The sequence below is a fragment of the Verrucomicrobiia bacterium genome (assembly GCA_035495615.1).
In the GTDB taxonomy this organism is placed as follows: domain Bacteria; phylum Omnitrophota; class Omnitrophia; order Omnitrophales; family Aquincolibacteriaceae; genus DATJFP01.
Genome location: DATJFP010000092.1, coordinates 37,576 through 51,464, shown reverse-complemented (window position 1 = coordinate 51,464; position 13,889 = coordinate 37,576). Strand labels below are relative to the sequence as shown.

Below are 13,889 nucleotides of genomic sequence, written 5' to 3'. Positions count from 1 at the left end.
TTCCTTCAGCATCCGCCATTGCGGCGCACAAAAAAGGGGACAGGTCTAAAGACCTGTCCCCAAACGTTTTTTTTGATACGGGGACATACCTTCAGGTGTGTCCCCGTTTCCTTTAGGAGGGTTTTTCCGCGCGGAGGCTCAGCTTGACGATGGTTTTTTCCGCAAGGAGCCGCTGCAGTTCCTTGATCCTGTTTTCGTCGACGAGATCCGGGCCCTTTTTTTCCTGCAAGGCCTTCAGCTCGCCTTCGTAGCCCGTGCGTTCGTCGGCGGTCAGTTTGTTCTTGCGGATGTCCACCAGCGTAATCGGGGTCACACCTTCGGTGATGGCTGAGGCGATCTTTTCCACGGAAGAGAGCTGGATGAATTCGGTGCCGTCGGTCTTATGCTCGTCGCGCAGGACATAGGGATGAGTTTTCGCGTAGTAGGCCCGCACTTCTTCGACCGGCGCATCCACCGCCGCCCACACCCGCGCTACGGTCACTTCGCTTTTCGCCTCCGGGTTCGCTCCATAGAGCTTTTCGGTTTCCTGATTCTTCAGCGACTGATCCAGGATCTCGCTCTTCGGATAGACCTCGAGGCCGGCCTTCTTTAATAGCTTGAGAGTCGCGGCTTCCTGCTTGGCAGGAGGCTGCTCTTGGAGAGGTTTTTTGCGGCAGCCGGTAAGGGGAAGGCCGGCGGCCAGCACGCATAAGGAAATAAGAATGGCTTTCTTCATAAGATATCAGGGCTAATTTACGGCAAGGAACGCGAATTCCATAGCAAATTTTAAACGTCCCCATGTCCAGGAGCGTCCCGGATAATTCTATCATAAAGACGCCGCCGCTCCTCAAACCCGCGGACCTGCTTCGAAAACCTCTCTTAAAATTGTGGGCTTATTATTTGTAACTCCATTTAAGCAATGCGCTTAGGGCTAAATATTCTTCGCCTCAGAATTTGAATTACGGAAACCCGGTGGCTATACTTTACTCAGAATAACAAAACCTACATAGTTATCATGTCTTTATCTTCATAGTCCAAGACCCGAGGGGGATGACATGGAACAGGGAACCAAAAAGCTCTATACGACGCACGAAGTGGCCAGGCTTCTGGGGGTCACGCCGATCACCGTGATCCGGTGGATCGAAGGCGGGAAGTTCAGCTGTTTCACGACCGTCGGCGGGCACCGCCGCATCGCGCATGACGAGCTCGTTCATTTCGCGCAGGCCTACAATCTTCCCTGGCAGGGCGAAGAAGAGCTGGAAAAAAGGAAAGATTACGTCATCCTCGCCGTGGACGATGAAACGGACGTCCTGGAACTCCTGCAGGACATGTTCTCCGGCATCCAGGGCCTCAAGCTGATTACGGTCAACAACGGATTCACGGCCGGCGCGAAGCTGGTCGAAGAGAGGCCCGATATGGTGCTTCTGGATTTCCGCATGCCGGAGCTGGACGGTTTCGAGTTCTGCCGGTTCGTGCGCGAAGACCCCCGCTTCAAAGAAGTCATCATCGTCGCGGTCACGGGACTGAAAGGCGAAGGCGAGCAGGCCAAGATGAAAGAATCCGGGGCCAACGACGTCATCCACAAGCCGTTCACCCTGGACAAGCTTCTGGAAAAAATCGAATATTACCGCGGCGGGAAGAACGGCACCTCGGGCGCGAAAAGCGCTTAAATCAAAGGACCGGAAGGAATGATCCAAACTCGTAAGTCGCAGAAGAGGCCTTAGCCCCATGCCCCCCTCGGCGGTCATCCACGTTTACGGCAATCTCCTCGTCGGCAGCGCCTATCTCCTCATTTTCTTTTTCGTGTTCAAGAACATGCTTCTGCCCGCCGGGCTGCGCAGCATGTTTTCAATTTCAATCGTCCTGCTTTTCGGCGTCATCACGCTGATTTTTTTCGCCCAGGCACTTCTCGCCCCGGAATGGAAGGAGCCGTGGTCGGAGACGCTCTGCCTTGTCATGAGCGCGGTGCCGGCCATGATCTTCCTGCTGGCGGGAACGAAAAAGAATTTCGGGTTCAGCCTGGCCGACATCGAGGCCTCCAAAGACCGCTTCGACAAATTAAAGGAAGAGTTCCTTTCTGTCGCGTCCCACGAGCTGCGCACGCCGCTGTCGGTGATTAACGGCTTCGGCGAAATCCTGGTCCGCGAGAAGCTTGGGCCGCTCAATGACGAGCAGAAACGGCGCGTCCGGAAGATCCTCATGCAGGGACAGAGGCTGAACCGGATCATCGATGAACTGCTTGATCTTTCCCGCATCCGGCGGGGGAAGATCGAATGCCGCAAGGACGTCTTCGACCTGGTTCCGGTATTGAAAGCCTGCATCGACGACCATCAGATCGTGTGCGAGCAGCAGAAGATCGAACTGCGGGACGAGATTCCGGACGTGCTTCCTGATGTCGTGGGCGATTTGGAGCGCGTGACCCAGGTAATCGTCAATCTCGTCAATAATTCCATTAAATATACCGATCCGGGCGGCACGATCGTGCTTTCCGCCGCTTATGACCAGGCCGCGCAGCAGGTCAAGGTCAAGATCGACGACACCGGGATCGGGATTGCTCCCGAAGACCAGGGCCATGTGTTCCAGGAATTCTTCCGCGCCCAGCACAATCACGGCAAGAAATATTCGGGCAGCGGCCTGGGCCTGACGATCGTCAAGCAGCTCGTGGAAGCGCAGGGCGGCACCGTGGGCATTTTCAGCGAAGGGCTCGGCAAAGGGAGCAGTTTCTTTTTCACGCTGCCCATTTCCAAAAGCCCGCTGCATTCCGCGCGTAAAACCGCGGCCTGATTTTCATTCACACCTTTTTTCCTTTTTTTCTAACCTTGTGATGGTATTTCCCCGCCTTTTTTGGTATTTTATGGCATTATTCCGGCAGTTATTCCGCCGGTTTATCCCCGGCCACATCCATCATCGTTAAAGTCCAAGTTGGAGGATTTTCTAGGAATGAAGACTACGAACGCATCGTCCGGCAATGCCTCGACCTTCGAGCTCGCCCGTGCAGGGCAGAGCCCCTGGCTTGATTTCATCAGCCGCCAGCTCCTTTCGTCCGGAAAACTGAAGTCCCTGATCGAAGACGCAGGGCTTCTCGGGGTGACCTCCAATCCCAGCATTTTCGAAAAGGCCATCGGCACGCCGGGCGCCGGTTACGACAAAGACGTCAAGCGCCTGAGCCGCAAAGGCCAGTCCACGCTCGAGATCTACGACGCGCTGACGATCGAAGACATCCAGGAGGCCTGCGACCTTTTCAAGGGCGTGCACACCGAGTCTGAAGGCGAGCACGGCTATGTCAGCCTCGAAGTCCGTCCCGATCTCGCGCATGATGAAAAGCGCACGGTCGAAGACGCCGTCCGGCTTTTCGGCAGGGTGGCCCGGCCGAACGTTATGATCAAGGTCCCGGCGACGACCGCCGGCGTCGCAGCCTTCCGCGAGCTTACGGCCCGCGGCATCAACGTCAACGTGACGCTGATCTTTTCTCTCGAGCATTATCTTTCCGTCCTGAATGCTTACCTGGAAGGCCTCGAAGAGCGCCTGCGCAAGGGAGCCGATCTTTCCAAGGTTCATTCCGTCGCCAGCGTTTTCGTCAGCCGCTATGATTCGCTGCTCGACGTGCGCCTGGCCCAGCTCCAGGAGCGCGAATCCGACGCGGACGAACGCGCGGATCTCGAATCCCTGAAGGGCAAGGCGGCCGTCGCCAATTCCAAGATTATCTACCAGGAATTCCGCAAGGTGCTTGCGGGCGGACGCTTCCAGACCTTGAAGGCCAACGGCGCCAACGTGCAAAAAGTCCTGTGGGGCAGCACGAGCGTGAAAAATCCCAAATATCCGGACCTGCTTTACGTGGAACCGCTTATCGGGGAAGAAACCGTCAACACCATGCCGGAGCCCACGTTCACCGCTTTTCTCGATCACGGCCAGGTGAAGATCGGCGCCGTCGAAGAAAACGTGGAAGAGGCCGCCGCAGTCGTGGACCGTCTCAAGGAATGGGGGCTGGACCTCAACGAGGTCGGGCAGAAACTGCAGCACGACGGCCTCATCGCGTTCGAAAACTCGTTTGATTCGCTCATGAAAACGCTGGAGCTGGCCTGCGAGCATTTTCGCGGGAAAACGACGCTGGCGCGCCTCAAGGCCACGGTTTCGGAAATCGTGACGCGCAAGGTGCCGGTCGAACGCATGGAAAAGGAATCGTTCCGGGAACGTTTCTTCAAAGCCGACCCGTCCCTGTGGAAAACCGAAAAAGAACACCAGCAGGTGATCAACAACCGCATGGGATGGCTGCGCATCGCGGACTGGATGCTGGGACGCCTTTATGAACTCGACGAGCTTTCCGACGACGTGTGGAATGAACATTATCACGACCTCGTGCTTTTGGGCATGGGCGGCTCGAGCCTGGCGCCTGAAGTCATGAGTCTGATCGTGCCGCGTCTGGGCCGGGGTAAGAAAATGCGCTTCCATGTGCTCGACACCACCGATCCCGGCGCCCTCCTGGCCGTGGAGCGGAAAGTGAAATTGCAGAAGACGCTTTTCATCGTGGCCAGTAAATCCGGATCCACGGTGGAAACCATGTCGCAGTACCAGTACTTTCACGAGAAGGTCCTCAAGCAGTACGCGGGGAACCCGGACAAGCTTTCGCTGTCGGGAAATCAGTTCATCGCCATCACGGACGAAGGGTCGCGGCTCGAGCAGGAAGGTTACGACAAGCGCTTCCGCAAGGTGTTCATCAATCCTACGGACGTGGGCGGCCGTTATTCCGCGCTTTCGTTTTTCGGCCTCGTGCCCGCCGCGCTTCTCGGGATTTCCGTGCGGCAGCTGCTGAAACAGGCGAAGACGCTGTTTGCGTCCGCGGAATCCGAAAAAGACCTGAGAAAGAACGCTTCCTTTTATCTGGGGGCGCTTTTGGGAACGCTGGCGCGTGAAGGCCGGGGCAAGCTGACGGTATGGACTTCACCGCGGCTCAAGCCGTTTGGCGCCTGGCTCGAACAGCTGGTGGCCGAAAGCACGGGCAAGGAAGGCCAGGGGATTTTGCCCGTCGACGGCGAACGCCCGGGCAAGACAGACGTCTACGGCAAGGACCGTTCGTTTCTTATCTTGAAACTGGCCGGCGAAAAAAACAAGCGCCTGGCCGCGCAGGTCAAAGAACTCAAAAAAGCCGGCTTCCCTGTCCTTGAAATGGATTGGCCGGACCGCACGTCTCTAGGCGCTGAATTTCTTCGGTGGGAGATCAGCACGGCCGTTGCAAGTGCGGTGATGGGCGTCAACCCTTTTGACGAGCCCAACGTCAAAGAGAGCAAGGACATTACCACGCGTCTTTTAACCGAATCGGAACGGGACGGGGAAATCGTGGACCCGGAAAATCTCGTCAAGGCGCGCAAGCCCATTGATTTCGACGATTTTTTCCGCAGCCTGGAAGAGGGGCGTTACCTCGCGCTGCTTCCTTATGTTATGCGTTCGCCCAAGACCACGGCGTATTTCGAGAGGATCCAGGCCGTGCTGCGCGACGCCTTCAAAGTGCCGGTGACCGTGGGCTTCGGTCCGCGCTACCTTCACTCCATCGGACAGCTTTTCAAGGGCGGCCCGGAAACGGGAAACTTTCTGTTTTTCACGCTCCAGGATCCGCGCGATGCCAAGATCCCGCACGTGAAATTCAGCTTTTCCGACCTGAAGAAGGCGCAGGCCACGGGGGACTCGCAGGCGCTTTCCGACCGCGGGCTTCCGGCCATGACCGTGGATCTGGGCCGGGACCTGGAAGGCGGCCTCAAAGCCTTCGAAAAGCAGCTCGTTCGTTACCTGAAGCAGAAAAACCCGGCTTCTTGAGGACCTTTTGCGTCAAGAAAACACGGGGTATTGCCGAAATTTCACCATCCAACCCATTAGAATGGCTTGATAGTCTTACTATGCGATTAAAATCTAAGGCCTTTGCGGCCCATCTTCTGCTGGCGGCAGCAACCGTGTTTCTTGCAAGCTGCTCGTCCACGCCATCCACGCGCCCCGGGCGTTATGCGGGCCCGATTTCGGTGTCCATGCCGGCTCCGTATGCATCGCCGCGGACCATTCGCCATCAAGTCGGCCCTTCTGAAACGCTTTGGCGCATCTCCAAAATGTATCACGTGGACATGAATACCATCATGCGGGCCAACAACCTGACCAGCAATAGCAAGCTCACGATGGGCCAGGTGCTCGTGATTCCGGACACGCAGGGCCCGGTGCCCGTGATTCCTCTTTATCCTTCGAAAAAGTGGCAGTATATTGTGATCCATCACACGGCGACTGAGGCGGGCAATGCCATGACGATCAACGACCTGCATCACAAGCGCGGCTTCTGGAACGGCCTGGGCTATCACTTTCTGATCGACAACGGGACCGACGGCAAGCAGCAGGGCCTGATCGAAGTGGGGCCGCGCTGGGTGAAGCAGTCCGACGGCGCGCACGCGAACGCGGACGGCATGAACCAGAAGGGCATCGGTATTTCGCTCGTGGGCAATTTTTCGGAGACCCGCGTTCCGGAGCACATGCTGGATTCACTCGTGTTTCTGGTCCAGACGCTTCAGAATTATTACGGCATTCCCGATTCGCACGTCATCCGTCACCGCGACGTGAAAGGAAAGCATACGGAATGCCCGGGGAATAATTTCCCCTGGCAGGAATTCAAGCACCGCCTTTCCATGGCTTAGGCGGAATCTTCCTGGGGACATGCGTTTAGGCTTGTCCCCGGTACCTAAGGAGGGAGTGGCATGCTCCTTCAACTGACCATCCGCAATTTTGCCCTCATCGACGAATTGAGCCTGGAATTCACCGGAGGGCTGAACGTTCTCACCGGCGAAACCGGGGCCGGTAAATCCATCCTTCTCGACGCGCTCCGGCTTGCTTTGGGCGAGCGCATGGACCGCACGGAATTCCTTCTGCCTGGGAAGCCCTGCGTGATCGAAGCCGCTTTTTCCGCGGACAAAGATTTCGCTGCAGATGAAAAATTTGCCGGTTTCTTCGCCGCCGGCGACGAATGCCTCATCCTGAAGCGCGAAATTTCCCCCGAAGGCAAAAGCAAATGCCTGATGAACGGGCAGATCGTGAACCTCTCGCTTTTGCGGGAAGCGGGGCAGCGCCTCATTGAATTCCACGGCCAGAACGACCAGCAGACGATTTTCCTGCCGGACGCGCACCGCGGGCTTTTGGACCGCCTGGCTGGCCTGCAGGGCGAGCATACCGGGCTCACGAAGTCCTATGCCGAGCTTTTTCGGACCTACAAAGACCTTCGCTCGCGCCACGAACGTCTTCTCGAAGCCTGCCAGGGCAAGCAGCGGCGTCTTGATCTCTTACGCTACCAGATCGACGAGATCGAAAAAATCGCGCCGCGGCCTGAAGAAGAGGAAGAGCTCAAGACCGAGCGCATCCGTTTGTCGCATGCCCAGAAGCTCTTTGATATCACGGGCGCGATCCTGGGCGCTCTCGATCAAGAAGACATCTCGGCTTCATCCCGCGTGCTGGAGGCTTTCCGGCAGTTCCAGTCCTGGATCAAGATCGACGAAAGCGCGGAGCCTTTGCGCGCAAATCTCGAGAACGTCCAGACCGGCCTTGAAGAGCTGCTGCGGGACGTGCGCGACTACCAGGAGAAATTGTCGTTCGACGAAGGGCGCCTCGACGAAATCCAGCAGCGTCTGGACCAGCTCGAGACATTGAAGCGCAAATACGGCGGCACACTGACCGAAGTCCTGGCCTTTTTCGAAACTTCAAAACAAGAATACGACGAGCTCGTGGATTCCGAGATCGTGGAAAAAGACCTGCAAGGCGAAATGGCGAAGCTCTTGCCGGAGCTGGACAAAAAAGCTTCCGAAATTTCCAAGCTCCGCAAGCGCGCGGCCCAAAATTTAAAGACGCAGGTCGAGCGTGAGCTCAAAGACCTCGCATTCCTGCAGGCCCAATTCGAATGCCGCTTGTCTGATACGGAGCTCGCGGAGCACGGGAAGGATCACATCGAATTTTATTTGAGTCCGAATCCCGGCCATGAATTGAAGCCGCTGGCCAAAGTCGCTTCCGGCGGCGAGGCGTCGCGGATCCTGCTCGCCTTGAAACGCGCTTTGGCGCGGGTGGATAATATTCCCTGTCTGATTTTCGACGAAATCGATGCCAACATCGGCGGACGCCTGGGCGAGACCGTGGGCCGCAAGCTGCGCGAGATTGCCTCCGAGCGCCAGGTGCTTCTCATCACGCACCTGCCTCAGATCGCGTCTTTTTCCGAGCGCCATTTCAAAGTCATCAAGACGGTCTTCAAGGGCGCGACGCGCGTGCGCTATGAGCTGCTGGAAGGGGACGACAGAGTCAAGGAATTGGCCCAGATGATGAGCGGCAGCCGCGAAACGGAAATTTCCCGGTCCCATGCCAAGGAAATGATCAAAACCGCCTCCCGCTAGCGGATTTCCCCTCAAAAGCCGGGAGCAGATGTTCTAAACATCTCATTTATAAGCACTTGCATAATTCCTCCCCGTAAGGTACAATACCCGGTTCCTATGGCAACCACCAAAACCAAAACTTCATCGCTTCCTGTTTCGAAAGACCGCCCGGTCCGGGTCGGTATGCTGTCCCTCGGGTGCCCCAAGACCCTGGTCGACAGCGAGGTCATCCTCGGAAAGCTCGGCGGGCCTTCCTATGAGCTCGTGCCTTCGGTCACAGACTGCGACGTGGCCCTTCTGAATACCTGCGCTTTTATCCAAGACGCCCAGGAAGAATCCGTGAACCGGATCCTGGAGCTTCTGGAGCTCAAGAAGGAAAAGAAAATTCAGGCCGTCGTGGTCATGGGATGCCTGGTCCAGCGTTTTCCCAAGGAGCTGCAGAAGGAATTGAAAGAGGTGGACGCTTTCATTGGCTCCGGGGAGTACGCCAAAATCCAGGACATCGTCGGGAAGGTGATGGGAGGCGACCATGTGGTGTCGCTGGGTAAGCCCGGCTATCTTTCCACGGCCCGTGAGCGCCGCGTGGCCCTGACGCCGACGCATTACCGGTATCTTAAAATTTCCGAAGGCTGCGATCATGTCTGCACCTTCTGCACGATCCCGTCTTTTCGCGGCAAGCACCGCTCGCGCACGCTGGACGATGTGGTGCGCGAAGCCGAGGATCTCGCCGCGCAGGGCGCCAAAGAAATCATTTTAACCGGACAGGACACGACCTTTTTCGGGCGCGACACCACGGGAAAATTTCTCCTTCCCGAACTCTTGCGCCAGCTTGACAAGGTGGACGGCATCGAATGGCTCCGCGTCCTTTACGCTTATCCGTCCTGCGTCACCGAGGAGTTGATGGAAGCCATGGCGCAGTCCAAAAAAGTCTGCCACTACCTCGACATGCCTCTTCAGCATGCGAGTGATCCGATGCTGCTGGCCATGAAGCGCGGCATCACCAAGCGCCGTACGATCGACCTGATCCGCCGCTTCCGTGAAATCGTGCCGGACGTCGCGATCCGCACGACGTTCATCGTGGGTTTTCCCGGAGAGACCGAGCGTGATTTTCAGGAGCTTCTCGAATTCATCGAAGAGACGCGCTTCGACCGGCTGGGGATTTTTACGTATTCGCAGGAAGAGGGATCTCCCGCAGCTCAACTGGAAGGGCAGATCCCTGAAAAGGTGAAAGAAAAACGCCTCGAGCAGGCCATGCTTGTCCAGCAGAAGGTGTCGCTTGCGCAGAACAAGGCGCATCTGGGAAAGACGTTCCAGGTCATGATCGAAGGGCAGGACGAAAAAGACCCCGAGATCTGGGTGGCCCGTTCCTACATGGACGCTCCCGAAGTCGATGGCAACGTTTTGTTGAAATCTTCCAGAACCCTCCGGCCGGGAGAATTTCATCCCGTCCGCATCACGGCGGTGAGGGAATATGACCTTTTGGGTGAAATCTAAGCCGGGTTTTTCGCATCTCCCTAATGCCCTGAGCGCCTTGAGAGCCGTTCTGGGCTGTATCCTTCCGTATTTTATTTTCCGCCACGAACCTCAAGCCCATCAGCTTGCGTCCTGGATTTACGGCTTTGCCGCCTTTACCGACCAATGGGACGGACTGCTTGCGCGCAAGATGGGTGTCGTCAGTGATACTGGAAAGTACGTGGATCCTCTGGCCGACAAGGTCCTCATCCTCGGGCCTTTGTCCGCCTTTGCCGCGCTCGGCTATTATTCCTTTTGGTGGGTGGTTCCGGTTTTTGCCCGCGAAATCATCATCACGTTTTGCCGGACAGGCTGGCTGCTCGAAGGCAAAGCCATCGGCGCGGAAAAGCTCGGCAAATTCAAGATGGGCCTCCAGATCGCGGCGGTGTCGTTCTCTCTTATTTACCAGATGGTGAGCGATTATCATGAGAATGCCATCCTCCGGCACGTGATGTTTTTCTTTGTGGTTGCTGCCGTGATCATGACGATCGTCTCGGGAATCACGTTCATGATTTCCAACCACAAGCTTTGCCTTACTCCTTTTTTTGCCAAATACACAAGCGCCATGGGCGTGGGGCTTTTTCCCGGACCCGCCGGCACGTGGGGTTCGCTGCTTGCCATCCCGCTCATCATCCTTTGCAGCGTCCATCCCGCGGTCTACGCCGGTTCCTTTGTGATTATTTTTTGCGCGGGGTGGTGGGGCGTACGGCGCCTTGGATTGAAGGAACACGAAGACCCGTCGTACGTGGTCGTGGACGAGACCTGCGGCATGATGCTCGCGCTTGCCGGCCTGCCCCTGGGCTGGATGTCGCTGGGGCTCGGCTTCCTGCTTTTCCGTTTTTTCGACATCTTGAAGCCGTTCCCGCTTCGCCGCCTGGAAAAGATCCACGGCTTCTGGGGCATCATGCTCGACGATCTCGGGGCGGGCATTTACAGCTGGCTGATCCTCAAGCTCATTTTGGGATAACTTCATGGAAACCCGGCCCACGGCTGCGATCCTCACCATCGGCGACGAGCTCCTGAAAGGGCGCGCGCTCAATACCAACGCGCAGTTTCTGGGGCGTGAATTGACACGCCTGGGATTCAAAGTCCGCGCGCAAAAATCCTGTCCGGACGAAACCGGGCCCATCATCGCGTCGCTGCGCGAGGCGCTCGCTGAAGCTCCGGTCGTGGTGCTGACCGGGGGATTGGGCCCCACGCCCGACGACGTGACGCGGGAAGCCGTGGCCGAACATTACGGCGTTTCCCTGGAATTTTCCCAGGACCAGTACCGCCACATTGTCCGCTATTACAAGGGCCGCAAAAAAAACGTTCCCGCCATCGTGCGTAAAGAAGCGCTTTTTCCTTCGAACGCGGTGCCGCTCGTCAACCGCCACGGCATCGCGCTGGGCTTTTCCATCGAAGATGGGAAACACCTCGTGGCCGTGCTTCCGGGCGTGCCGCGCGAGCAGGAAAAAATGTTCGCGGAGCTCGTCACGCCGCTCCTCAAAAAGAAATTTCCGGGCCTCAAAGCCAAGTATTCGCTCGTGGTGAAGACCGCAGGCATTTCCGAGCCGGACGTCATGTCGAAACTAGGATCGTCTTTTTTCTCCGACCCGTTTGATTTCGGTATTTATCCTTACGCCGGAGAAGTCTCTTTTTTCAACCAGGCGGAAACTCCGGCCGTGATCACGCGGCTGCGCCGCCACATCGAGAAGCGTCTCAAGGAACACGTCTACGCTTACGAGGACCTTTCGCTGGCGGAAGTCGTGGGACGTCTGCTTTTGAAAAAAAGAGCCACGCTCGCGGCCGCGGAAAGCTGTACCGGCGGCGCGCTTTCGGCGGTCCTGACGTCGGTGCCCGGTTCCAGCCGTTATTTCAAAGGAGGCGTGGTCGCCTACGCCAATGAAATCAAAGAAAAGCAGCTGGGGGTTCCGGCAGCCGTACTGAATTCTAAAGGCGCGGTCTCGCCCGAAACCGCGCGCGCCATGGCCCGCGGGGTGAGGGAAAAATGCCGCGCGGTTTACGGCGTGGGGATTACCGGAATTGCGGGACCGGACGGCGGCACTAAGACAAAACCCGTGGGCACGGTCTGCATCGCTCTCGCGGGCCCGCGCCAGACGCGGGTCTGGAAATTTGTGTTTTCCGGCGACCGTCAGGCGATTCAAACCAAAAGCACAGTCAAGGCCCTGGAGCTTTTGTGGCGCGAGCTGCGCGGCCCCCGGGGCTTGCGGTGAGGCGTCTTTTTTTCGCGCTGCCGCTGGCGGAATATTTCGAGGGGCCGACGGAGGCCTACATGGCCCGCCTGCAGGCGAAGAGCCGCGGCATGAAATGGTGCGTGCCTTCTCAGATCCATGCGACGCTGCATTTTTTCGGCCCCGTTCCTGACGAAGATTATCCCAAGATCAAAACCCTCGGCGCGGCTGAAGCGCAAAAGATGCGGCCCTTGAAAATCGCCATGGAAGGCCTGGGATTTTTTCCCGACGAGCGCCGGCCGCGGGTGGTATGGCTGGGATTGAAAGGGGAGTTGGAGCCGCTCGCCGCTTTTCAGGCGCGGATCGAGGCGTCCCTGAAGGCTGCGGGGTTTCCGGTCGAAGAGCGGGCCTTCCGCCCGCATGCCACGATCGCGCGCGTCAAAAATATCGCGGAATTCCGGCTGGAGCCGCGCGTTGATTTTCCGGCCACAGCCGAAGCCGTGATCGGCCACATGGTCCTTTATGAAAGCCACTCCTCCGGAACGGGCCCGGTCTATGAAGCCGTCGAAAAATTTCCTTTCGCGGCGTAAGCTTACGCCGGGCGAACTTCCCGAAATCTACCGCCGCCTTCTCAAAGCCTTTGGCCATCGCGCGTGGTGGCCCGGCGACACGCCTTTCGAAATCATCGTCGGCGCCATCCTTACGCAGAACACGGCCTGGACCAACGTGGAAAAAGCGCTCCTGAATCTCAAACGCGCGGGCAAACTCACGGTCAAGGCCATGCACGGCACCAAGGCTTCGACGCTTGCGCGGCTGATCCGGCCGGCGGGGTATTTCAACGTGAAGGCCAAGCGTTTGAAGCATTTCACAGATTTTCTCACGCGTCGCTACGGTGGCAGCCTGGCCGCCATGTTCCGCCAGGACGCGGCGTCGCTCCGGCAGGAACTCCTGGGCGTAAACGGCATCGGGCCCGAGACCGCGGACTCCATCCTGCTCTATGCGGGAGGCAAGCTGACTTTTGTCATGGACGCCTACACCAAGAGGATTTTTTCCCGCCACGGCCTGCATGATTTCGAGGCGGATTATCACGAATGGCAGCGTCTATTCCATAACGCGCTGCCGCCCAAGGTCTCGCTTTACAACGATTTCCATGCCCAGATCGTCGAACTGGGCAAACGCCATTGCAAAGCCACGCGGTTTGATTGCGAAGGCTGTCCGCTGGCATCCTACCTCTGATTTCTTCAGAATTATCTTTAGATATCATTAGATAGCATTAACTAGCATCATTTTGTCCTTTTTATATTAAATCTATCTTAGAGCAAATTGAAAACAAAACTATCATTCATTATACTTTTTATAGCATGGATACTGTCCCCAGGGAGAAACCCAAACGCCGTTTGGGAGAACTGCTTATTGAAGACGGGCTCCTCACGCAGGAGAACCTGGAAGAAGCGCTTTGCTACCAGAAAAAAGAGGGCGGCCTTATCGGCCAGATCCTCATCCAGCTCGGCTATCTGAGCGAAGAGGATCTCGTCAGCGCGCTGTGCCGTCAGCTCGGAATGCCGTACCTGCCTCTGGTGAATTACGCGGTCAACATGGAAGCCGTTCATCTGCTGACCGAAGAATTTTGCCGCCATGCGGTGCTTGTGGTCATTGACTACGACGAAACCCGGGTCTTTGTGGCGGTCAGCGATCCCTTGAATGCCACCGTCATCGAAGACCTCCGCCAGCGTTTGAAGCTCAAACCCCAGGTCTTTGTTTCCACCGCGAGCGAGATTTTGAACATGCTGGACCTTGCCTACTCCAAACAAACCCCGAAAGTCGAAAAGAGAAAAGCGGGTTAGGA

The 13,889-nt window shown here is 57.2% G+C and carries 12 protein-coding genes; 11 read left to right on the top strand and 1 reads right to left on the bottom strand.

The window, feature by feature from the left end; genetic code table 11:
• Positions 1-112: 112 nt before the first annotated feature.
• The gene (locus VL688_11950) at positions 113-715 is read right to left on the bottom strand and encodes a hypothetical protein (protein ID HTL48762.1); all 603 of its coding nucleotides are present in this window, start codon (positions 713-715) and stop codon (positions 113-115) included.
• 319 nt (positions 716-1,034) lie between these two features.
• On the opposite strand from VL688_11950, the gene VL688_11945 reads away from it, so the two are divergent.
• The 11 genes from VL688_11945 (at position 1,035) to VL688_11895 (ending at position 13,887) form a co-directional block, all read left to right on the top strand.
• Positions 1,035-1,649: a response regulator gene (locus VL688_11945; GenBank protein HTL48761.1), complete on the top strand. Its 615-nt coding sequence runs from the start codon at positions 1,035-1,037 to the stop codon at positions 1,647-1,649.
• 58 nt (positions 1,650-1,707) lie between these two features.
• Complete coding sequence (locus tag VL688_11940) at positions 1,708-2,763, top strand: HAMP domain-containing sensor histidine kinase (protein HTL48760.1); 1,056 nt, start codon at positions 1,708-1,710, stop codon at positions 2,761-2,763.
• Between the two features lie 156 nt (positions 2,764-2,919).
• Positions 2,920-5,787 (top strand): bifunctional transaldolase/phosoglucose isomerase, encoded by a 2,868-nt coding sequence (locus tag VL688_11935; protein ID HTL48759.1) that lies wholly within the window; start codon positions 2,920-2,922, stop codon positions 5,785-5,787.
• 80 nt (positions 5,788-5,867) lie between these two features.
• A complete protein-coding gene (locus tag VL688_11930; GenBank protein ID HTL48758.1) occupies positions 5,868-6,644 on the top strand; it encodes an N-acetylmuramoyl-L-alanine amidase in 777 nt (258 codons plus the stop codon).
• A 60-nt stretch (positions 6,645-6,704) separates the two neighbouring features.
• The gene (recN, locus tag VL688_11925) at positions 6,705-8,378 is read left to right on the top strand and encodes a DNA repair protein RecN (protein HTL48757.1); all 1,674 of its coding nucleotides are present in this window, start codon (positions 6,705-6,707) and stop codon (positions 8,376-8,378) included.
• A gap of 96 nt (positions 8,379-8,474) precedes the next feature.
• A complete protein-coding gene (gene rimO / locus VL688_11920; protein HTL48756.1) occupies positions 8,475-9,851 on the top strand; it encodes a 30S ribosomal protein S12 methylthiotransferase RimO in 1,377 nt (458 codons plus the stop codon).
• A complete protein-coding gene (locus VL688_11915; GenBank protein HTL48755.1) occupies positions 9,841-10,836 on the top strand; it encodes a phosphatidylglycerophosphatase A in 996 nt (331 codons plus the stop codon). Before rimO ends, VL688_11915 begins: the two co-directional genes overlap by 11 nt.
• Before the next feature lie 4 nt (positions 10,837-10,840).
• Positions 10,841-12,085, top strand: a complete 1,245-nt coding sequence (locus tag VL688_11910; protein HTL48754.1) for a competence/damage-inducible protein A — start codon at positions 10,841-10,843, stop codon at positions 12,083-12,085.
• Positions 12,082-12,633, top strand: a complete 552-nt coding sequence (thpR, locus tag VL688_11905) for an RNA 2',3'-cyclic phosphodiesterase (protein HTL48753.1) — start codon at positions 12,082-12,084, stop codon at positions 12,631-12,633. The genes VL688_11910 and thpR overlap by 4 nt, the downstream gene beginning before the upstream one ends.
• Positions 12,599-13,279, top strand: coding sequence for an endonuclease III domain-containing protein (locus tag VL688_11900; GenBank protein ID HTL48752.1), 681 nt, complete (start codon positions 12,599-12,601; stop codon positions 13,277-13,279). Before thpR ends, VL688_11900 begins: the two co-directional genes overlap by 35 nt.
• Before the next feature lie 161 nt (positions 13,280-13,440).
• Positions 13,441-13,887: a hypothetical protein gene (locus VL688_11895; GenBank protein HTL48751.1), complete on the top strand. Its 447-nt coding sequence runs from the start codon at positions 13,441-13,443 to the stop codon at positions 13,885-13,887.
• Positions 13,888-13,889: the final 2 nt, after the last annotated feature.